This is a genomic window from Rhizobium sp. NPDC090275, from assembly GCF_044772225.1.
Taxonomy (GTDB): domain Bacteria; phylum Pseudomonadota; class Alphaproteobacteria; order Rhizobiales; family Rhizobiaceae; genus Rhizobium.
In genome coordinates, this window is sequence record NZ_JBIVYL010000007.1 from 286,490 (window position 1) to 306,497 (window position 20,008).

The following is a 20,008-nucleotide window of genomic DNA, read 5'->3' on the forward strand; positions in this document are numbered from 1 at the left end:
CATGGCCCGTTCAGCTCTTCTCAATGTCATGGTTCAGGCTGCCCTCAAGGCAGGAAAATCGCTGGGGCGTGATTTCGGCGAAGTGCAGAACCTGCAGGTCTCGGTCAAGGGGCCGGGCGATTTCGTCTCGTCCGCCGACCGCAAGGCCGAGAAGATCGTGCGCGAAGAGCTTCTGAAGGCACGTCCGACCTATGGTTTCCTCGGCGAGGAAGGCGAAGAGATCAAGGGCACCGACGGCGCGCATCGCTGGATCGTCGATCCGCTCGACGGCACCACGAACTTCCTGCACGGCATTCCGATGTTCGCGGTCTCGATCGCGCTCGAGCGCAACAACGAGATCGTCGCCGGCGTCATCTTCAACCCGGCGACCGACGAGCTCTACACCACCGAGCGTGGCGGCGGCGCCTTCCTCAACGATCGCCGGCTGCGCGTCGGCGCGCGCCGCGTGCTTTCGGATTCGGTCGTCGCCTGTGGCGTTCCGCATCTCGGCCGTGGCAACCACGGCAAATTCCTCGTCGAACTCCGACACGTCATGGGCGAAGTCGCCGGTGTGCGCCGCATGGGTTCGGCCTCGCTCGATCTCGCTTACGTCGCGGCCGGCCGTTTCGACGGCTTCTGGGAAACCGGCCTTTCGGCCTGGGATATCGCGGCCGGCATCCTGCTCATCCGCGAAGCCGGCGGCTATGTCAGCGATTGGGATGGCGGCAACTCTATTCTGGAGACCGGCAGCGTCGTGGCCGGCAACGAATACATTCAGAAGGCGCTGATGGAAGTTGCCAAGCGCCCGGTGCCCAGCCGGTAAGTCTTTGTTATAAAGACAGGCTTTTTCGTTCCGCATACTTCAATTCGGCACAATGATGATCTAGTCTCCGGCTGTGATGAGGCCGGAGGCTGCGGAATCTATGGAAAATGTGAATGTGGCGGAGTTCGGCTCGACCGAAAAAACCACGGGAAATTACAGCTATAAGCTATCCAGCCCGATGCCCTTTCTGTGGACGATGGTGCTGTTCCTCGTCATCGTCGGGTTCATAGCATCCATCCTGTTCCGCCAGGCGCAGACGGCCTTCATGCACAATCCGGGGCTGAACGGCCTCATTCTCGGCGTTCTCGGCATCGGTATCATCCTTGTCTTCAGCCATGTGCTGTCGCTTCGGCCCGAGGTGCGCTGGTTCAATTCGTTCCGCGCCGCCGGGAGCGCCGACAAGGTGAACCGTAACCCGAAGCTCTTGGCGCCGATGCGCACGCTGATCGGCAGCCGTACCTCTTCGGCTGCGGGCATCTCGACCACGGCCTTCCGCTCCATTCTCGATTCGATCGCCAACCGGCTGGACGAATCCCGCGACGTCTCGCGCTATCTCATCGGTCTCCTCGTCTTCCTCGGTCTGCTAGGCACCTTCTGGGGCCTGATCGGCACGATCGGCTCGATCAGCAACGTGATCCAGTCGCTCGACGCCGGAACCAACGGCTCATCTGATGTGCTGTCGGCGCTGAAAGAAGGGCTGTCGCAGCCGCTGTCTGGCATGGGGCAGGCGTTCTCCTCGTCGCTGCTCGGTCTCTCGGGCTCGCTCATCCTCGGCTTCCTCGACCTGCAGGCAGGCCGCGCGCAGAACCGCTTCTATACCGAACTGGAAAACTGGCTGTCGTCGGTGACCGATGTTGGTTCCGACCTTGCGGCTCCCGTGATCGACACCAAGGGCGGCGTTTCGCCGGACGAGATCCGCGCGCTGTCGGAATACATGCAGAAGGTCTCGGAAGAGGGCGGAGGCAGTCAGCGTTCGGTCGCGGCCATGGCCAATCTCGCCGAGGGTATCCAGGGGCTGGTCAAGAACATGCGCAATGAGCAGCAGATGCTGCGCGACTGGATCGAGGCGCAGCAGGACGAGGCGAAGGCCATGCGCCGCACGCTCGACCGGCTGGCTGAGCGGATCGGCGCGCAGGAAAAGCATGCATCCTCCGAGCGCCCCCGCATGCCGCAGACCGAAAAGAGCGAGGGCAAGTAAGCCATGGCTCTTGCCCGCAACCGTCGCCGCGAACGCACGGTCGACTACTGGCCTGGCTTCGTCGATGCGCTGTCGACGCTTCTGATCGCGGTGATGTTCTTGCTCACGGTGTTCGTCGTCGGGCAGTTCATCCTCAGCCGCGAAATATCCGGCCGCGACGAGGTGATGAACCGGCTGAACAGCCAGATCAACGAGCTGACGCAGCTCTTGGCGCTCGAAAAAGGCAGCAAGCAGGATCTCGAGGATAGCGTCGCCAACCTGCAGGCTTCGCTTGCGACCGCCGAAGGCGAGCGCTCGCGGCTGCAGTCGCTGCTCTCGGCCGGCTCCGGCGGCCAGGACGCGGCGCAGCAGCGGATCGGCTCGCTCACCAAGGAGCTCGACGAGCAGAAGCAGATGAGCGACCGGGCGATGAGCCAGGTCGAGCTGCTCAACCAGCAGATTGCGGCGCTGCGCAACCAGATCGCCGCCGTCGAAGTGGCGCTGCAGGCCTCCGAGCAGAAGGACCAGCAGTCGCAGACGAAGATCGCCGATCTCGGCCGCCGCCTCAACGTGGCGCTGGCCGCGCGTGTGCAGGAGCTCAACCGTTACCGCTCGGACTTCTTCGGGCGTCTGCGCGAGATCCTGTCGGATCGCGAGAACATCCGCATCGTCGGCGACCGTTTCGTGTTCCAGTCGGAAGTGCTCTTCCCCTCCGGCGGCGCCGATCTCAATCCCGACGGGCAGACGGAGATGGCCAAGCTCGCGGCAGCGCTGCTCGACGTCGCCAAGGAGATTCCGCCGGAGATCAACTGGGTGCTGCGCGTCGATGGCCACACCGACAACGTGCCGCTCGCCGGCACCGGACGCTTCGCTGACAACTGGCAGCTGTCTTCGGCGCGCGCGATCTCGGTCGTCAAGTTCCTGATCGCGCAGGGCGTGCCGGCTGACCGGCTGGTTGCGGCCGGTTTCGGCGAGTATCAGCCGATCGCGCCTGGCGATACGCCCGAGGCGCGGGCGACCAACCGACGGATCGAGTTGAAGCTGACGGAGAAGTGACGGGTGAGTTGCGCTTGCGCAAGTAACGGCGCGACATTGCACAACCGTTCACGGCCCAGCAGCACAAAAGAAAAAGGCGGCGCCCTGAGGTGCCGCCTTTGATGTGTCAGGCGTCAGCCGCCTTGGTGGTGTCGTCGATGACGGCGCCGGGAGAGTTTTTCTTGATGGATTCGATGGCGTTCAGCGCCGACGCCTTGGCCTTGTAGCCTTCGGAGCCGAACATGGTCTCGCCGTTCGATGCCTTGAAACGGAAACGGAATTCGCCTGCCTTGTCCTTATAAACTTCGAACTTATACATCGATTGTCTCCCGGAATCAGGATGTTGTTTAAATCTGCAAGCGCAGCCTAAAACAAAAAATCCAATTATTCCATCGGGATGTTTGGGTGGGTGTTGGCCGCTTGGCTTTGGCGTCACGGCTTGAAGAATGAAAATGCCGACGAGAATTTGTTGACGATGTATGGCGCGAAGAGGACGACGCCGGAATAGAAGAAGTTCGCCCCCTTGGACATGTCGGGAATCTCCTGGCCATTGGCGAAGCGGTGGAGACAGGCAAGGCCGAAGCCGACGTAAAGCACAAGGATCGCCACCGTTCCAATCATCGCGATGAAGCGGCTGGAACTCGCCTTCATCAGCGTCACGGTGATGGGCGTCTGGCCTGACGGCAACGGATTGCCGGCGGCGTCGACGGGGTTACCTGCCGCGTCGGTCTTCGTCAGGGCAACGTCTTCGGAAAGCGCGTCGGTCAGCGACCAGTTGCTCGCTTCATGCAGCGAGCGATAGAACAGCATCATCGATATGACGACGCCGAGAGCGACGACGGCCACCAGTATTTCGGAAAAACTGATCGAACTCATCTGACGACATCCCACCATGAGAATGGACGGTTTCAACGAGATCCGAATGTAATCTATTGGTGTGTATTGTCAATATAATCGCGATGGTCGCAATTGCGGTTGTATTGGTTGTGGGGCGGGGCGGCGCATCGCCACCCGCAGCCCCGCCATCACTTCACCGCCGCAAGCAGCTCCTCGGCACCCGCATCGAACTGCAGCCGGGCCAGCTTGGCGTAGATGCCGCCGTGGCGCACCAGACTCTGGTGGGTGCCTTCCTCGACGACGCGGCCCTGGTCGAGGACCAGGATGCGGTCGGCCTTCAAAACGGTTGCGAGACGGTGGGCGATGATCAGCGTGGTGCGGCCTTCCATGAGGCCGTCAAGGGCGCGCTGGACGAGGGTTTCGCTTTCGGCATCGAGCGCCGAGGTGGCTTCGTCGAGGAGCAGGATCGGGGCGTTCTTCAAGATGGCGCGGGCGATGGCGATGCGCTGGCGCTGGCCGCCCGACAGCATGATGCCGCGTTCGCCGACCGTGGTGTCGTAGCCCTGCTCCAATCTCGCGATGAACTCGTCGGCCTGGGCGGCGATGGCGGCGGCGCGGACTTCCTCGCGCGTGGCGCTCGGGCGGCCGAAGGCGATGTTTTCATGGATGGAGGCGGCGAAGATGGTGACGTCCTGGGGGACGATGGCGATGCGCTTGCGCAGGCCGTCGGTATCGGTCTGGCGCGCATCGATGCCATCAATCATGACGGCGCCCTGCTGCGGGTCGTAGAAGCGCAGCAGCAGCGAGAAGATGGTGGTCTTGCCGGCGCCGGACGGGCCGACAATGGCGACGGTCTCGCCCGGCTTCACCGCGAAGCTCAGGCCATGCAGCGCCGATGTATCGGGGCGCGAGGGGTAGGCGAAGTGCACGTCTGCAAACTCCACGCGGCCGAGGCTCGGGTCGGGCAGGGAGGTCGGGTTGGCCGGCGTTACGATCGGGGAGACTTCGTCAAGCAGTTCGGTCAGGCGGTCGGCCGCACCGGCTGCCTGCGAGAGCTCGCCCCAGACTTCCGAGAGCGCGCCGAGCGAGCCGGCGGCGATGACGGAATAGAGCAGGAACTGGCCAAGCGTGCCGGCCGACAGCGTGCCCTCAAGCACATTGTGCGCGCCGACCCAGAGGACGGCGACGACGCTGCCGAAGATCAGCGTGATGGCGATACCCGTGAGAAGCGAGCGCGAGCGGATGGCAGCGCGGGCGGCGGTGAAGGCGGCTTCGACGGCTGCTCCATAGCGGTTTGCCGCTGCCATCTCGCCGCCGAAGGCCTGGACGGTGCGGGTGGCGGCGATGGTTTCGTTGGCGAAGGCGGAGGCCTCGGCCAGCGTATCCTGTGCCGCGCGCGAACGCTTGCGCACCGAGCGGCCGAAAGCGACCAGCGGGAAGACGATGAGGGGTATGGCCAAGAGCACGAGGCTGGCGAGCTTGGGCGAGGTGACGACCATCATGACGATGGCGCCGAGACACAGGATCATGTTGCGCAGCGCGACCGAGGCGGTGGCGCCGACGGCGGACTTGATCTGCGTGGTATCGGCTGTCAGCCGCGAGACGATCTCGCCGGACTGGTTGACGTCGAAGAAGGAGGCGGAGAGCCGCGTCACATGCGCGAAGACATCGCGGCGGAGATCCGAGACGATGCGTTCGCCGAGCGTGATGACAAAGAAGTAGCGCAGCGCGCTCGATATGGCGAGAACGACCGCCATGACCATGAGCATGATGAAGTAGCTGTTGATGAAGCGGCCGTCGGAGTGGCTGAAGCCATGGTCGATCATGCGGCGCACGGCAAGGGGAAGCGCCAGCGAGGTCACGGCGGCGAGCGCCAGCGAGAAGAGGGCGCCGGTGACGAGGCCGCGATAACGCATGACGTAAGGCGTCAGCCTGCCGAGAGGTTTCAGCGAGCGGGACTTTTTCTTCTCGGTCTGCATTGCGTCTGTCAATTCAATCTCCAGCAGCCTTCAACACCGTGCAACACGGTCGATGGCTCTTGTTATCCTAATGGCCTTCATGTATAGGCACCGCATCCTAATGGGAAGCCGTAGCCAGTAGCGACTGCGGCTTCATTTATTCAATCGGTCCTCTTGTCGCAACGTGGTGCGTCAAATGGACGTGACATCGCAGGAAGATTGTTATGAAGGCTGAAATCCATCCCGACTACCACACCATCAAGGTAGTCATGACCGACGGCACCGAATACGAAACCCGCTCGACCTGGGGTTCTGAAGGCGCCGTGATGAACCTCGAAATCGATTCCAAGTCGCACCCGGCCTGGACGGGCGGCAACCAGCAGCTCATGGACCGCGGTGGCCGCGTTTCCAAGTTCAACAAGCGTTTCGGCGGCCTCGGCCTCTAATCGCTGCTGTTGCACTGATTTCGAAGGAGCCCTGCGAAAGCGGGGCTTTTTTGCGTTTGGGAGGCGGCTATCGGATTTCCGGAAAATGGTCCTCAGGTCTGGTGCCGATTAGGTCTCCCGCCAATACGACGAACCGGACGTTGGGAGGTGCAAACGACCTGTAGTTACCGGTCTCTGTTCTCTCCATGATCCTTATCCGATGGCTGAGAGTTGCTACGGAGACTAAAGGCAGGTGATAAGCAAAGGCCCAATCATAGAAGCCATAGACGGACTCGCCAACCTTTAGATCGGGTAGGTTTGCTTGGATCTTTCGATTTAGAGCATTTACTCGTCCCAACAGGCATTCAATCGCGTCGGTTGTCGCGCCATCTTCCCATCTAGCCTCGATGCCATGTGAGATGAACCTGAATAAGCCGTGCTTAAACTCCCAGGCGCCGAAGCTCTCGAGTGTCACCTGTCGGCCCCGCGATCTTATATGCTTTATAGAGTTTGCTATATCTTCGAGTTTTTGGTTGTTTTTAACTGGAACCTTGTTTCGTTCTTCAAAGTGATGTGCGTGGAGACAAAGTCCCTCAAATCTGTGAAGCAAACTGTTGGAATCGGGGTCCATAACCAATGGATGGGCTATAAGCTCATTGAGCAGCCCAAGCGTTGGCGCGTAAATTTGGTTTTGAAACTTGATCGCAATTTCCACCGTCACGCACCATCTCCGTTGCTCTAACAACAAAAAACCGGCCGCGCAGGGAACGCAGCCGGTCTATGCAGTCTACTTTGAATGGATCAGTTGTTGCCGAAGGCCGTCTGCAGCAGGCTGAGTTGGGCCTGGACGCTGTTCTGGTTGTCAGGCACGATCGCTGCCTCGTTCGGGCGATAGATCTCGCGGTCGAGCAGGGCGACGCGGTTCTGCAGGCGCAGCGAGCGTTCGATCAGGTCGCGGAAGGCTTCCGGCAGGTCGCCCCAGCCCGGTGCGTTGCGGTCGACGTTGAAGCCGTCGAGGCGAACCTTGTTCTTTTCAGCCAGAACCTGATCGCGCGACATTTCGCCATTGTTGACGGCGCGCTGCAGGAGGAGCCAGGAGGCCATCTGCATCAGGCGGGTGGTGAGGCGCATGGATTCCGCTGCGTAGAGAACCGATGCCATGCGCGGCAGAACCTTGGATGCGGTGCGGCCATTGCCATCCAGATAGGCGGCGGTCTCTTCGACCAGCGACATGCCCTCGGAGTACAATGTCTTAAACTGCGACGATGCGGCAGCGCGTCCTGCAAAACTGATCGTGTTCAATCCAAGCTCTGACATTTAAAGGGTCCCTGTTGCACGCATCTACTTATTGATCAGGTAACGCAGGCCGGTCCCAAAAGGTTTCACCGGTCGGCCTTAATGACTTTAAAGATGGTAGTTTTAGCCTAATAGCGCAAGGCGTTTCTTAATAAAGGGTTAACTTCCACAGTTTCGTGGTTTTCGTCCCCAGCCAATGCGAAAAAGGAGAGCCGCAAAAGCGGCTCTCAAGGTAAAACAGGGAGAAAAATCAGACCAATTCACCGCATGGGAAACTGTCTGAGATCCAGAGCAAGTCCGGATGAGCACATCAATACATTAGAAAGCTTAACGCCTCATTAAGTGTGTGCCGAATTAACACTTGCGCGGCGGCTATAAATCAAATCCGGGGTTTTGCCGGCTCACGATTTGAAGAGGTTTTCTGCGGCCAATCTTCCCGATGCCTTGCGCGCCGCTTCCTGCTCGATGCGCGAAATCTCGGCCTTGAGCATGTCGATACGCGCGTTCAGCTCGTCCACCGACATCATCGAGAGGTCCATGCCGATCTCGTGATTCGGCTTCTTCTGCGGCCGGTCGTCATCCATGAAGGTCATGTTCGGTCCTCCGTCCTCGTGTCGGCGGGCAAGCGCCCGGCCGTCTCCGCATTCCAAGTCTATCGGGTCGCCGGCTCCATCGGCGGTTCGGGCGTCTTGTTCTGCCCGCGATCGGCAAGCGTCATGCCCTCCGGCGTCATCATCTGCGAGGTGGCCGTCGGGATGGTGGTGAAGGCGTCGCGGTCGCTTGCCGGGATGGCGGCGCGCGCGCGGCTGCGGATGATCGCGTAGGCTGTGATCAGCACGTGGGCCAGCGCGGTCACCAGGAACAGCGCGTGCGGGCTTGCCATCGACATGACGGGGCCGCCGATCGTCGGGCCGATGATGGTGCCGATGCCATAGAGCAGCAGCAGGCCACCGGAGACCTTCACGAAGTCTTCCGAGGAGGCATAGTCGTTCGCGTGGGCAACGGCGATCGGATAGAGCGTGTTGGCAACCGCGCCATAGAGCACCACGAGCGTGATGATGAAGGCGGGCGAGGAGGGGTGGAGGACGACGAGCATCAGACCGGCGAGGGCTGCGATTGCCGACATGGCGGCGAGCACATAGCGGCGGTCGATGCGGTCGGAGAGGCGGCCGGCCGGAAGCTGCATGACCGCGCCGGCAAAGATGGTCGAGCTCATCATGATGGCGATCGAGGTATCCGAGAGACCGGCGCCGGCGCCGAAGACGGCGCCCAGCGTGCCATAGGCGCCATTGGCGATGCCGACCAAGAGAATGCCGAGGCAGGAGACCGGCGAGTTGCGATAGAGCGCCTTGAGATCGAGCTTCACAGCCTTCAGCGGCTGCGGCGAGGCGGCGGTCGACAGCAGCGTCGGCAGCATGGCGATGCAATAGAAGATGCCGCAGATCATGAAGAGGATTGGTGTGCGGACATCCTCGAGCGGGATCATCATCTGGCCGGCAACAACGCCGAAGAGGGTGATGGCGATATAGAGCGAGAAGATCGCGCCGCGGCTTTCATTGGTGGCGCGCTCGTTCAGCCAGCTCTCGATGATCATCGAGGTGCCGGCCGTGGCAAAGCCGGTGACGGCGCGCAAGAGCACCCACCAGACCGGATGAACGGCGATGCCGCTCACCAGCGCGATGATGGCGATGATCGAGATGAAGCCGGAGAAGGCGCGCACATGGCCGACGCGGCTGACCATCTTCGGCGCAACCAGGCAACCGATGACGAAGCCTGCTGCCCAAGAGGTGCCGAGCAGGCCGAGCGTGGTGGTCGCATAACCTTCGAGATTGCCGCGGACGGGGAGGAGGATGCCCTGCAGGCCATTGCCCATGAACAGAAAGAGCGTGCCGAACAGAAGTGCGGCGACGGATAGAAGATTTCGTTTCATTGGCCCCCCATGCAACTCAGCTTACATGCACAAAGACATATGGCAGCACACGATGCTGCCCAGTCTTTGCAATGTTGATTGTGTCCCCGAATGCCTTTACGGCATGTTTAGAAGCAGTGGTTGCGCGAAATAATGTCCGTCCTGTGACATCAAGAACATATGGAAAAATAAAGACATGACGAAGCTGATCGCGCTTCTCCTGATGCTTGCGATGGTGGTGCACCTGATCAAGCCGCTCGGTCTGCCGGGCCTCAGGAAGCGCGCGGATTTCTGGAAGATCGCGCTGTTTGCCTTCGCCATCTGGGCGGTTGCGCTGCTTGGGCGGGATCTGTTTGTTTAAGCGCAACTGGTTGTAGAGACGCCGGTAGCGGGAAGGGGTGACCCCTCAGATGGTGTCAGGCTGCTGTTTCGGCTATTGTGATGGTTGCTTGGACGCTTCTTGGGGGGAGAGGACATGCTTGCCCTGCATCACGTGTCGATCATCACTAATGACCTGGAGACATCTCTTCCGTTTTACCGCGATGTCTTTGGTCTTTCCGAAATTCCTCGGCCTGACTTTCCGGTCGGCGGGGCATGGCTCGCCTGCGGCAGCCTGCAGGTCCACCTCGTCGTGCATCCCGAGGGCACCTTTCGGCAACGGCAGGTCATCGATCGCAACGACTGGCACTTCGCGTTTCGGACCGATGACTTCGAGGCCGTTCTCGAACGCCTCGCCGCCCTCGGCTTCAGCGGGGATCTGCCTGAAGGCGATCCCAAACACATGCTAATCTTCCGCACCGGGCTGGCCGGCTTCCCGCAGCTTTATCTTCGCGACCCTGATCTCAATATCGTCGAGATCAATGGGGCGCCCTGAGGGGCTGTCTGCAGCTCGACGTCTTATGCCGACCACGGATCATCCGGCAAAGGCGTTTCCTCCTGGATACTCTGCAGGATGCCGATCAGGCGGGGTGCCATTTCGCGGATTTCCTTGAGGTGGATGGTCGTCAGCTGTTTGAGGACGGCTTCGGCCTGGTCCGTCAGGAGGAGCGTCTGGCGGCGGCGGTCGTTGGGGTCGGGGCGGCGGCTGACGTAGCCGGCAGATTCGAGACGGCCCACCAGTTCAGTCGCGGTATGCGGCGCGATGATCAACCGCTCTGCGAGCAGGCCGATTGTCATCGGATCGGGGGCGCGGTGTCCCTTGATGGCGAGCAGCGCCTGATGCTGCTGCGCGGGCAGGCCGGCTTCGAGCGCGGCCGAGGCGCTAAAATCCATGAAACGGCGCAGCGTGTGGCGAAGGTTCGCGAGCGCTTCGTAATCCTCCTCCGACAGATCGTCCCGCATCGCCACATCCTTCCGTCAACGCCCATGAAAGCCAGGGCGATCTCTAGCCGTTATCGCCGCCATCCGCAAAGCCCGCGGCGCGAGAAGCGGGTCTGTTGATTTATATCGTAATACGATATATTTGAGCGCACAGATAAACACTAGACAGGATCGACCATGCCCCCAAAATCTCTTCCTCCCGATACATCCCCCAATACCGCCTCCCTGCTGCCGCGCCGCGCGGCGGGCGATTTCACCACCGACAAGCGCGTTCTGGCGCTGATCGCGATGGCCGTCGTCGTCGGCACCGGCGGCGCGTTTGCGGCTTGGCTGCTGGTCAGCCTGATCTCGCTCGTCTCGAATGTCGTCTGGTTCGGAAAGTTCAGCCTCGTTGCCGAGAGCCTGGCGCATGCGCATCCGTCGCTGTGGATGCTTGTCGTGCCTGTCATCGGGGGACTGATCATCGGTCTGATGGCGCGCTTCGGTTCGGAGAAGATCAGGGGGCACGGCATCCCTGAGGCCATCGAGGCCATCCTTATCGGCGGAAGCCGGATGTCGCCGAAGGTGGCCGTGCTCAAGCCGTTGTCATCGGCGATCTCGATCGGCACCGGTGGGCCGTTCGGGGCCGAAGGGCCGATCATCATGACCGGTGGCGCGATCGGTTCGCTCTTCGCGCAATGCTTCGAGATGAGCTCGGCGGAGCGCAAGTCTCTGCTGGTGGCGGGGGCAGCCGCCGGGATGACGGCGATCTTCGGCACACCGATTGCGGCCCTTCTCCTGGCGGTCGAGCTGCTTCTGTTCGAATGGAAGCCGAGGAGCTTCATTCCTGTTGCCGTGGCTGCCTGCGTGTCGGCTTGCTGGCGGCCGTTTCTGTTCGGCGCCGGTCCGCTGTTTCCCGCGCACTTCGACATGAGTCTCCCCTGGTGGGGGATTGCGCTCTGCGCCGGGCTCGGCATTCTCACCGGCTTCGCTTCGGGTCTTCTGACCGTGCTACTCTACAAGGTCGAGGACCTGTTCGAGGCCCTGCCTGTCCATTGGATGTGGTGCCCGGCGATCGGCGGGTTGTTCATCGGGCTCGGCGGGCTGATCGAGCCGCGCGCGCTTGGCGTCGGCTACGATATCATCGAGGATCTGCTGCACAGCAACGTGCTTCCGGCCGCCGTCCTCACCATCCTCGCCGTGAAGGTGCCGATCTGGCTGATCGCGCTGTCATCCGGTACGTCGGGTGGCGTGCTGGCGCCGCTGCTCATCTTCGGCGGGGCGATCGGCTGGCTGGCAGGGCTGTTTCTGCCAGGCGATCAGGGCTTCTGGGCGCTGCTCGGCATGGCCGCGATGATGGGCGGGACGATGCGCGCGCCGCTGACCGGGACGTTCTTCGCGGTGGAGCTGACGGGAGACCTGTCGGCGCTTCTGCCGCTGCTTGCCGCCACGGTGTCGGCCTATGCGGTGACGGTGCTTGTGCTGCGGCGCTCGATCCTCACCGAAAAGATCGCCCGGCGCGGCCAGCACATCACGCGCGAATACGGTATCGATCCGTTCGAGCTGACGCGCGCCCGCGACATCATGATCGTGGATGTCGATGTTCTTTCGTCGCGGCAGACGGTGGGGGAGGTGAAGGCCTTCTTCGAGACCACCGAGAAGACGCATCGCGTCTATCCTTTCGTCGACGACCAGCGCGTGTTGCTTGGCCTGGTCTCCCGCGCCGATGTGCTGCGGTGGCATCAGGAGGGCGTGGCAGATGATGTCAGCATTGTCGACGCGACGTCGAATGCTGAGATCGCCTATGCGCTTGCGGATGATACGGTCGGGCATGTCACGGATATCATGTTGAATTCCGGCGAAGGGCGCATCCCCGTGATCGATCCGCAGACGAAGCGGCTGGTCGGGCTGATCGCGCGCAAGGATCTGCTGCATCTGCGGCATTCCTTCAAGACGAGCGAGACCGAGCGCCGGCCTTATCTGTTTTCAAGCGCCGCGTAGGCTGATGCCGAACAAGTCACCTGCCGCGTTCTCGTGGCGGGCGTTTTCGTGCTTACTTCTCGACACCTTCGCCAGCCGGCACCTTCCGCTCCCTGATATGGCGGAGTGAGACGCCTGAGGGGATCGTACCCATGACGCGGCGCTTCGGTACGCCGAGGCGTTGGGCGAGATAGATGCTTGAATGGCCGCTGCAGAGATAGGCGAGGAAGCAGGCGACGGCGAGGTAGACGGCGTGGGTGGAGCCGAAGAGCTCGATGCCCATGATCATGCAGGCGAGCGGCGTGTTGGTGGCGCCGGCGAAGATCGCCACGAAGCCGAGACCGGCGAAGAGATCGGACGGCGCGCCGAAGAGGGCCGCCAGCGCATTGCCGAGTGCGGCGCCGATGAAGAAGAGCGGCGTGACCTCGCCACCCTTGAAGCCGGCGCTGAGCGTGACGATGGTAAAGAGCGCCTTCCAGAACCAGCTCCAGTAATCGACGGCGCCGGGTGCGAAGAAGCCCGCGATCGTCGGGTCGGCGGCGTCGGGCGACCAGACACCGAGGCCGAGATAGGCGCGGGTGCCGAGCAGGTGAACGAGGCCGATCAGGATCAGTCCGGCCAGAACCGGGCGCAGCGGCGCGTAGGGCAGGAGCTTCTTGAACAGGGCTGAAGCCGTGTGGGAGAGTTCGGCAAAGGATTTCGCCGCGAGCCCGAAGATGACGCCGGCGATGGCGACCTTTGCGAGCAGGATCGCATCGAGATGGAAGACATTGGCGGGCGCGTCGGCGAGATAGGCGATGTGGTAGTGCGTATGCTCGATGCCCCAGGCATGGCAGGCCCAGTCGCCGGTGACTGCTGCCATCAGGCAGGGGATAAGGGCTTCATACTGCATGCGGCCGATGGTCAGCACTTCGAGCGCGAATATGGCGCCGGCGATCGGCGTGCCGAACACCGCGCCGAAACCGGCTGCGACGCCGCCCATGAGGAGGATTCTCACATCGGCGGGCGACAGGCGGAAGAGCTTCGCCACGGTGCTGGCGATGCTGCCGCCGAGCTGCACCGCCGTGCCCTCGCGGCCGGCGGAGCCGCCGAAGAGATGGGTGGCGATGGTGGAGACGAGGATGAGCGGTGCCATGCGCAGGGGAACGCCGGCGCCCGGTTCGTGGATCTGGTCAACGATCAGGTTGTTGCCGCCCTCGGCGGACTTTCCGAATGTCTGGTAGATCAGCACCATCAGGAAGCCGGCGGCGGGCAGGCCGTAGAGCAGCCAGGGATGATCGAAGCGGCTCCTTGTCGCGAGGTCGAGCGCCCAGAGGAATAATGCGCAGAGCGAGCCGACGACAACCCCCATCGGAACGATGACGGCGACCCACTTGCCGATGTCGCGAAGCTGGCGCAGGCGGATGCCGAAAATATCGGAGAAGGCGATCATAGTGCTGCCCCTTGATGATGGGCGGTATCGCCGGCGATGCGTGGTGACAACAAGACTTCGAACATGACTCTACCCTTTCGCGCGATGGCAAATGAAGTAGGAGTCATCGGCTTCGTCGGGGAAGCGGTTCAGCCTTTTCTGGCCTCGGCAGAATCCATTGCCGATAGCCAGTTGATATCGCTTGCGCCGGATTGCTGTCAAGCGCGCCGGGGCGCGGATCCGTCCTGTTCGAGCGTGGCGATCAGCAGTCGATCACGCCGCGCATGACCTCGACGCAGGCGCCCGAGATCGCAACGTCGGTGACCACGCCGCCGGTCTTCGTCACCTCGATACCGATGAGGCTGCGGCGGCCCATCTCGACGCCCTGCTCGATGGTCAGCGATACCGTCATGTCGGGTTCCGGCTCGAGCGAGACGAGGTAGGCGCCAAGGGCGGCCGAGGCGCTGCCGGTCGCGGGGTCTTCCGGGACGTTGTCGAGCGGGGCGAACATGCGGGCGCGGATGTGCCAGGGCTTGTCGGCCGAGCGGACGTAGATGAAGAGCGAGAAGTCGTGGTTTCCCTCAAGCGTCGGGCCGGCGGTATCCTGGAAGTGCGCGAGGTTGGGGCGGGCGCGGGCGAGTGCGTCGAGATCGGCGAGTTCGGCGACGACGAAGCTCAGGCCGACGGATGCCGTCAGTGGCTGGTGGATGCGGGTGCTGACCTCTGTGCTGTCGATGGCGATGCAGCGGGCGATGGTGTCTACAGCGACGGTGTTGCCAGTCGATAGCGGCTTCGGCGCGCGGATCGCGGTCGAGGCGACGCGGCCCTGTTCGCGGCGCACGTCGACAGTGACCACGCCGGTTTTTTCCTCGAAGCGCATGACGTCGCCGACCGGTTGGCCGAAAATGTCGTCGAGATCGCCGAGCACATAGGCGGTGCCGACATTGGGGTGACCGGCGAAGGGTACTTCCGTCGTCGGCGTGAAGATGCGCACGCGCGCGGTGTTCTCGGGGTTTTCGGGCGGCAGCACGAAGGTCACTTCCGAATAGCCGAACTCGGCGGCGATCTTCTGCATCTGATCATCGGAGAGGCCGCGGGCATCCGTCATAACTGCCAGCGGATTGCCTTCGAAGCGGGTGGAAGTGAAGACATCGACGGTGGTGAAGGAAACGGCGGTCATTGCGTGCTCCGATGGTTCAGGAGCGCAATCAGTAGCTATCACCGCCGGCTGGCAGAAGGGGAATTCTTGTCGCCATGACAATCCACCGATGACAATCAACCGGCAACAAAAAACCGGCCGCCAGAGGCAGCCGGTTCTTAAAAATAGGCGAGCGGATCAGGCCTTGTTGACGCTGGCCGCGTAAATCTCGTTGATCGTTTCGGCCAGGCTCGCGTCGAATTCCGCGTCGCTCATCGAAACGCGCAGGTTTTCCGTCAGCGCGCGCGAGAAGCTGGCAATCATGCCGTGGTTGTGGCTGAGTTTCTCGCAGGCGTCGGTGCGGCTGTAGCCGCCGGAGAGTGCGACGACGCGCACGACCTGCTTGTGGGCAACCAGAGGCGCGTAGAAATCGGCGACCGTCGGGATCGTCAGCTTCAGCACCACCTTTTCGCTCGCCGGCAGCAGGTCGAGCTGATTTGCGATCTCGTCGCGAAGGATGGCTTCCGCCTCCTGCTTCGTCGGGCTCTTGATCGAGACTTCAGGCTCGACGATCGGAACGAGGCCGCTGCCGATGATCTGGCGCGCCACTTCGAACTGCTGCTTGACGACAGCCGCAATGCCTGACCGGTCGGCGCTTGCGATCACGGAGCGCATCTTGGTGCCGAAAATTCCCTTGTCGCGGCCGCGCGCGAGGAGCGTCTCCAGCTCAGGCATCGGCTTCATGATCTGGACGCCGTTTTCTTCGGCGGCCAAGCCCTTGTCGATCTTGAGCAGCGGAACGACGCCGCGCTTTTCCCAGAGATAGGAAGGAACCGGCTGGCCATCGACGTCGCCGTCCATGGTCCGCTCGAAGAGGATTGCGGCAATGATCTTTTCGCCGGTGAAGGCGGGGGCGCTCATGATGCGGACGCGCATGGCGTGCATCAGGCGGAACATCTCCTCATCACCCTGGTAATCGCTGTCTGCGATGCCGTAGAGGCGCAACGCTGCGGGTGTCGAACCACCGCTCTGGTCCAGCGCTGCAATGAATCCTGGCGCCGAGCTGATCTTGTCCAACATCTTCGCGTCCACCATACTTCATTCCTTCTCTCGAGCCGGCGCATCGCGTCCGGATTTTGCTCTCTGTCAAAGCCGATCGGCACTCAAATCTGCGATACCAGAAGAATTTTAAAAGGAAAATCCTGGGGTAAGCTATTGAAACGATTGAAATCGTTTCAAACGTTTGAAAGTTTAAAGTTGTTTTAGTTCCAACAAAAAGACCGCGAAAGCGCTGGCTCTCGCGGTCCTCAATGAAGCGGTTCAAACAGGCCAAAAGCCCGGTTTGACTTACTTGGCCTTGGTCAGGACCTCTACGCCCGGAAGGACCTTGCCTTCCATCCATTCCAGGAATGCGCCGCCAGCGGTCGAGACGTAGGTGAAATCATCGGCAACGCCGGCGTGGTTCAGCGCCGAGACGGTGTCGCCGCCGCCGGCGACCGAGGTGAGCTTGCCGGCCTTGGTGCGCTCTGCCGCATACTGCGCGGCGGCGACGGTTGCCTTGTCGAAGGGTTCGATCTCGAAGGCGCCGAGCGGGCCGTTCCAGACCAGCGTGTTGGCGCGCTCGATCCAGGCCTTCACGGCTTCGACCGACTTCGGGCCGACGTCGAGCATCATGGCGTCATCGGGGATGGCGTCGATGGCGACGATCTCGTTGGCGGCACCCGCCTTGAACTCGCGGGCGACGACGCCGTCCTCGGGCAGAACGATCGCGCAGCCAGCCGTTGCGGCTTCGATCATGATCTGGCGGGCGGTGTCGGCGAGGTCATGCTCGCAGAGAGACTTGCCGACGCTGGTGCCGCGCGCGGCGATAAAGGTGTTGGCCATGCCGCCACCGATGACGAGGGCGTCGACCTTCTTCACGAGGTTCATGAGGAGGTCGATCTTGGTCGAGACCTTGGCGCCACCGACGATAGCAACGACGGGACGGACCGGCTGGCCGAGGCCCTTTTCCAGTGCTTCCAATTCAGCCTGCATGGTGCGGCCGGCGTAAGCGGGAAGGTGACGGGCGAGGCCTTCGGTCGAGGCATGGGCGCGGTGCGCAGCCGAGAAGGCATCGTTGACATAGATGTCGCCATTGGCGACCAGCGCCTTGACGAAATCGGGGTCGTTCTTTTCCTCGCCCTTGTGGAAGCGGGTGTTTTCGAGAAGCAGGATGTCGCCATCCTTCATGGCAGCCACGGCGCCGGCGGCGGCTTCGCCGATGACGTCGGTTGCCGTCTGCACGGGATGATCGAGCACGGCCTCAACCGAGGGGGCGATCAGGGTGAGCGACAGGTCCGGCGAGGGGCCATCCTTGGGGCGGCCGAAGTGCGCGAGAAGGATAACCTTGGCGCCCTTCTCTGACAGTTCCTTGATGGTCGGGGCGACGCGCTCGATGCGGGTCACGTCCGTGACCTTGCCGTCCTTTACCGGGACGTTGAGGTCGACGCGGACGAGAACGCGCTTTCCGGCAATGTCGTTAAGATCGTCGAGTGTCTTGAAGGAAGGCATTGGGAAATCCGTTCGTTTATTGCCTGAAAAGATGCGGGGACCATAGCAAGGATCATCGCGGACGCAAGGCGTTCAGCGCGGGTTTTCGTCGGCTTTTCCAGCCGCCGCGGCGGCGGCCGCCTCCTTGTTCTTGCGGCTCTTGAAACGGTCATGCACGCGGTCGATGATATCGCGCATATTGATGAAGATCGGCAGCGTCACGGCCGGCTCGACAGCCTCCAGAGACATGCCGATCGCGCTGATATGATCGTGGTCGTCGAGGTCGCGGACGATGAGGATGATGGAGCCCAGGCGCACACGGTCGGCATATTCAGCCTTGCCGCCGAGACGCTGCTTCATCAGCTCGGCGATGGTCAGGCCCTTCTCGTTTTCGTTCAGCAGGCCGGGGCCGTAGGCGGTGTCGAGATCGGTCGCCGGGCGGCTCGGGGAGAGCGCGAAGGCGCCGAAGAAATCGGTGTCGTCTTCCTCCACCGGCACGCGGCTTGCGAAGAGCTTGTCGAGCAGGCGCGAGTAGGAGGGAACGATGAAGAGATAGACGAGATCGTTCTCGCGCAGGCGGCCGGCATATTGATAGCGCATCGACTTGCCGTCGCGGATGACGAGCGAGGGTGTCGCCCAGCGCGGAATGCGCTCGCCGCGCAGCACCGGGCTGTCCTTGACGACGCGGTAGGAGAGGAGCTCGTGGTTGGCCGCTCCCGGCAGATCGACCTCCACCTTGTCGACGGCGCCGATGCGCGGCGGGATGATCAGGCCGAGCTTCTTGGCGACCGGCTTGATGGTCCAGCCCTGTACCAGCAGCGAGACGAGCACGATGATGAAGGCGGTGTTGAAGTAGACCTGACCGTTTTCCAGCCCGCCGAGGATCGGCATGATGGCAAGCAGGATGGAGACGGCGCCGCGCAGGCCGACCCAGGCGACGAAGCCGATCTCCTGCTGCGTGTAGTCGAAGGGCAGCAGCGACAGCCAGATCGCCAGCGGGCGGGCGATGAAGATCAGGAAGAGCGCGAGCAGGACCGCCGGGATGGCGATCGCGCCGAATTGCGACGGCGTCGCGAGCAGGCCAAGCACCAGGAACATGATGATCTGTGCCAGCCAGGTCATGCCGTCCTGGAAGCGCTTGATCGAGGCATAGCCGGGCAGCTTGCGATTTCCCGCATAGATGCCGGCGACGTAGACGGCCAAAAAGCCGCTGCCGCCGACGGCGCCGGTGAACGAGAAGACCAGAAGCGCCAGCGCCAGAACGAAGATCGGCGTCAGGCCGCGATCGGTCTCCAGCCTGCCCACGATCAGCACGATCATCATGCCGCCGAGCAGGCCGAGGATGACGCCGAGGCCCATCTGCTGAACGAACATTGCGAGCATGCCGATGTTGATGCCGTGATAGCGCTCGCCCGATGCCAGGACCTCGACCAGCGCGATGGTGAGGAAGATCGCCATCGGGTCGTTGGTGCCGGATTCGACTTCGAGCGTCGAGCGCACCTTGTCGCGAATGTTGATGCCGCCGATGCGCAGCAGGAAGAAGACGGCGGCGGCATCGGTCGAGGCAACGATGGAGCCGAGCAGCATGCCCTCGAGCCAGGTGAAGTTCAAAAGCCACATGGCGGCGACGGCAAACAGGGACGCCGTCATCAGCACGCCGACCGATGCCAGCGTTATCGAGGGGACGGCGGCGAGCTTGAAGGCCTGGACCGGCGTGCCGAAGCCGGAATCGAAGAGGATGATGGCAAGCGCGATCGAGCCGAGGATGTAGGCGAGATAATTGTTGGTGAATTCGATGCCGAGGCCGTCGCTGCCGGCAAGCAGGCCGATGCCGAGAAACAAGAGCAGAAGAGGGGCGCCGAAGCGGAAGGCGAGCAGGCTGGAGAAGGCCGCAAGAAGCACGAGCGCCGTCGATACCAGTACGACGATGTAGAATGCTTCCATGCCCGAACCCCTTTATGCAAATATCAATCGCCGCAGTGTCGCCCCCCGTCGAATGCGGCTGTCTAAAACTATGGTATCGCGTCTCCAGTTCCGGTCCGATGCCTGCCAGTAAACGGCAAAATCCAAACGAAGGGTAGACCTAAAGGGCTATCCTTGCGCTTTGCTGCATCATGCTGCTGAGCGATCCGCCTAACGGCAAATCAAATGAACGGTTGGAGAGTGATCCTGAGTAAAGTGTAGGATCAAATCAGGCGAGAGCAGGGCAGAA

General features: G+C 62.1%; 20 protein-coding genes and 1 riboswitch. Of the genes, 7 read left to right on the plus strand and 13 right to left on the minus strand.

The genetic code is table 11. The features are described 5' to 3' along the window. The first annotated feature begins 1 nt into the window (after position 1). The 3 genes from ACIQUB_RS19570 to ACIQUB_RS19580 all read left to right on the plus strand — a co-directional run bounded on the left by ACIQUB_RS19570 (position 2) and on the right by ACIQUB_RS19580 (position 3,035). Positions 2-802: an inositol monophosphatase family protein gene (locus ACIQUB_RS19570; RefSeq protein WP_113235219.1), complete on the plus strand. Its 801-nt coding sequence runs from the start codon at positions 2-4 to the stop codon at positions 800-802. Positions 803-902: 100 nt separating this feature from the next. Continuing rightward, a complete protein-coding gene (locus tag ACIQUB_RS19575; RefSeq protein WP_113235221.1) occupies positions 903-2,000 on the plus strand; it encodes a flagellar motor protein MotA in 1,098 nt (365 codons plus the stop codon). Positions 2,001-2,003: 3 nt separating this feature from the next. Beyond that, the gene (locus tag ACIQUB_RS19580; protein ID WP_018899686.1) at positions 2,004-3,035 is read left to right on the plus strand and encodes a peptidoglycan -binding protein; all 1,032 of its coding nucleotides are present in this window, start codon (positions 2,004-2,006) and stop codon (positions 3,033-3,035) included. A gap of 106 nt (positions 3,036-3,141) precedes the next feature. On the opposite strand, the gene ACIQUB_RS19585 is transcribed toward ACIQUB_RS19580, so the two are convergent. The 3 genes from ACIQUB_RS19585 to ACIQUB_RS19595 all read right to left on the minus strand — a co-directional run bounded on the left by ACIQUB_RS19585 (position 3,142) and on the right by ACIQUB_RS19595 (position 5,830). Further along, positions 3,142-3,333, minus strand: a complete 192-nt coding sequence (locus ACIQUB_RS19585) for a YegP family protein (protein WP_112944894.1) — start codon at positions 3,331-3,333, stop codon at positions 3,142-3,144. Positions 3,334-3,446: 113 nt separating this feature from the next. Next, positions 3,447-3,890: a hypothetical protein gene (locus ACIQUB_RS19590; RefSeq protein WP_113235223.1), complete on the minus strand. Its 444-nt coding sequence runs from the start codon at positions 3,888-3,890 to the stop codon at positions 3,447-3,449. Positions 3,891-4,039: 149 nt separating this feature from the next. Next, the gene (locus ACIQUB_RS19595) at positions 4,040-5,830 is read right to left on the minus strand and encodes an ABC transporter transmembrane domain-containing protein (RefSeq protein WP_113235225.1); all 1,791 of its coding nucleotides are present in this window, start codon (positions 5,828-5,830) and stop codon (positions 4,040-4,042) included. A gap of 203 nt (positions 5,831-6,033) precedes the next feature. Between ACIQUB_RS19595 and rpmE the strand changes: the two genes are divergently transcribed. Continuing rightward, on the plus strand, positions 6,034-6,255 hold the full coding sequence (gene rpmE / locus ACIQUB_RS19600; protein ID WP_037182697.1) for a 50S ribosomal protein L31: 222 nt from the start codon (positions 6,034-6,036) through the stop codon (positions 6,253-6,255). 67 nt (positions 6,256-6,322) lie between these two features. Here rpmE and ACIQUB_RS19605 read toward each other — a convergent pair whose 3' ends face one another. The 4 genes from ACIQUB_RS19605 to ACIQUB_RS19620 form a co-directional block, all read right to left on the minus strand. After that, positions 6,323-6,955 (minus strand): hypothetical protein, encoded by a 633-nt coding sequence (locus ACIQUB_RS19605; protein ID WP_402931431.1) that lies wholly within the window; start codon positions 6,953-6,955, stop codon positions 6,323-6,325. A gap of 80 nt (positions 6,956-7,035) precedes the next feature. Next, complete coding sequence (locus ACIQUB_RS19610) at positions 7,036-7,551, minus strand: DUF1465 family protein (RefSeq protein ID WP_026283232.1); 516 nt, start codon at positions 7,549-7,551, stop codon at positions 7,036-7,038. A gap of 380 nt (positions 7,552-7,931) precedes the next feature. Then, positions 7,932-8,123, minus strand: a complete 192-nt coding sequence (locus ACIQUB_RS19615; RefSeq protein ID WP_113235229.1) for a DUF1192 domain-containing protein — start codon at positions 8,121-8,123, stop codon at positions 7,932-7,934. A gap of 59 nt (positions 8,124-8,182) precedes the next feature. After that, on the minus strand, positions 8,183-9,460 hold the full coding sequence (locus ACIQUB_RS19620; protein ID WP_113235231.1) for an MFS transporter: 1,278 nt from the start codon (positions 9,458-9,460) through the stop codon (positions 8,183-8,185). A 175-nt stretch (positions 9,461-9,635) separates the two neighbouring features. On the opposite strand from ACIQUB_RS19620, the gene ACIQUB_RS19625 reads away from it, so the two are divergent. Together ACIQUB_RS19625 and ACIQUB_RS19630 are read left to right on the plus strand one after the other, a co-directional pair. Next, positions 9,636-9,800 (plus strand): hypothetical protein, encoded by a 165-nt coding sequence (locus ACIQUB_RS19625; protein WP_018899677.1) that lies wholly within the window; start codon positions 9,636-9,638, stop codon positions 9,798-9,800. Between the two features lie 114 nt (positions 9,801-9,914). Continuing rightward, on the plus strand, positions 9,915-10,313 hold the full coding sequence (locus ACIQUB_RS19630; protein WP_113235233.1) for a VOC family protein: 399 nt from the start codon (positions 9,915-9,917) through the stop codon (positions 10,311-10,313). A gap of 23 nt (positions 10,314-10,336) precedes the next feature. Here ACIQUB_RS19630 and ACIQUB_RS19635 read toward each other — a convergent pair whose 3' ends face one another. Continuing rightward, positions 10,337-10,780, minus strand: coding sequence for a MarR family winged helix-turn-helix transcriptional regulator (locus ACIQUB_RS19635; RefSeq protein WP_402931435.1), 444 nt, complete (start codon positions 10,778-10,780; stop codon positions 10,337-10,339). 156 nt (positions 10,781-10,936) lie between these two features. On the opposite strand from ACIQUB_RS19635, the gene ACIQUB_RS19640 reads away from it, so the two are divergent. Further along, a complete protein-coding gene (locus ACIQUB_RS19640) occupies positions 10,937-12,739 on the plus strand; it encodes a chloride channel protein (protein ID WP_402931437.1) in 1,803 nt (600 codons plus the stop codon). A gap of 52 nt (positions 12,740-12,791) precedes the next feature. Here the strand turns inward: ACIQUB_RS19640 and ACIQUB_RS19645 are convergent, their stop codons facing one another. The 5 genes from ACIQUB_RS19645 to ACIQUB_RS19665 form a co-directional block, all read right to left on the minus strand. After that, positions 12,792-14,150, minus strand: a complete 1,359-nt coding sequence (locus ACIQUB_RS19645; protein WP_113239194.1) for a voltage-gated chloride channel family protein — start codon at positions 14,148-14,150, stop codon at positions 12,792-12,794. A gap of 90 nt (positions 14,151-14,240) precedes the next feature. Further along, positions 14,241-14,321: riboswitch (Fluoride riboswitch) on the minus strand. A gap of 70 nt (positions 14,322-14,391) precedes the next feature. Further along, positions 14,392-15,309 carry a PhzF family phenazine biosynthesis protein gene (locus ACIQUB_RS19650; protein ID WP_113239193.1) on the minus strand — a complete coding sequence of 306 codons (918 nt, stop codon included), beginning with the start codon at positions 15,307-15,309 and terminating at the stop codon, positions 14,392-14,394. Positions 15,310-15,465: 156 nt separating this feature from the next. Beyond that, positions 15,466-16,362 (minus strand): fructose bisphosphate aldolase, encoded by an 897-nt coding sequence (locus tag ACIQUB_RS19655; RefSeq protein WP_113239192.1) that lies wholly within the window; start codon positions 16,360-16,362, stop codon positions 15,466-15,468. Between the two features lie 252 nt (positions 16,363-16,614). Next, complete coding sequence (locus ACIQUB_RS19660) at positions 16,615-17,817, minus strand: phosphoglycerate kinase (protein ID WP_111563326.1); 1,203 nt, start codon at positions 17,815-17,817, stop codon at positions 16,615-16,617. 72 nt (positions 17,818-17,889) lie between these two features. Next, the gene (locus tag ACIQUB_RS19665) at positions 17,890-19,740 is read right to left on the minus strand and encodes a potassium/proton antiporter (RefSeq protein ID WP_113239191.1); all 1,851 of its coding nucleotides are present in this window, start codon (positions 19,738-19,740) and stop codon (positions 17,890-17,892) included. Positions 19,741-20,008: the final 268 nt, after the last annotated feature.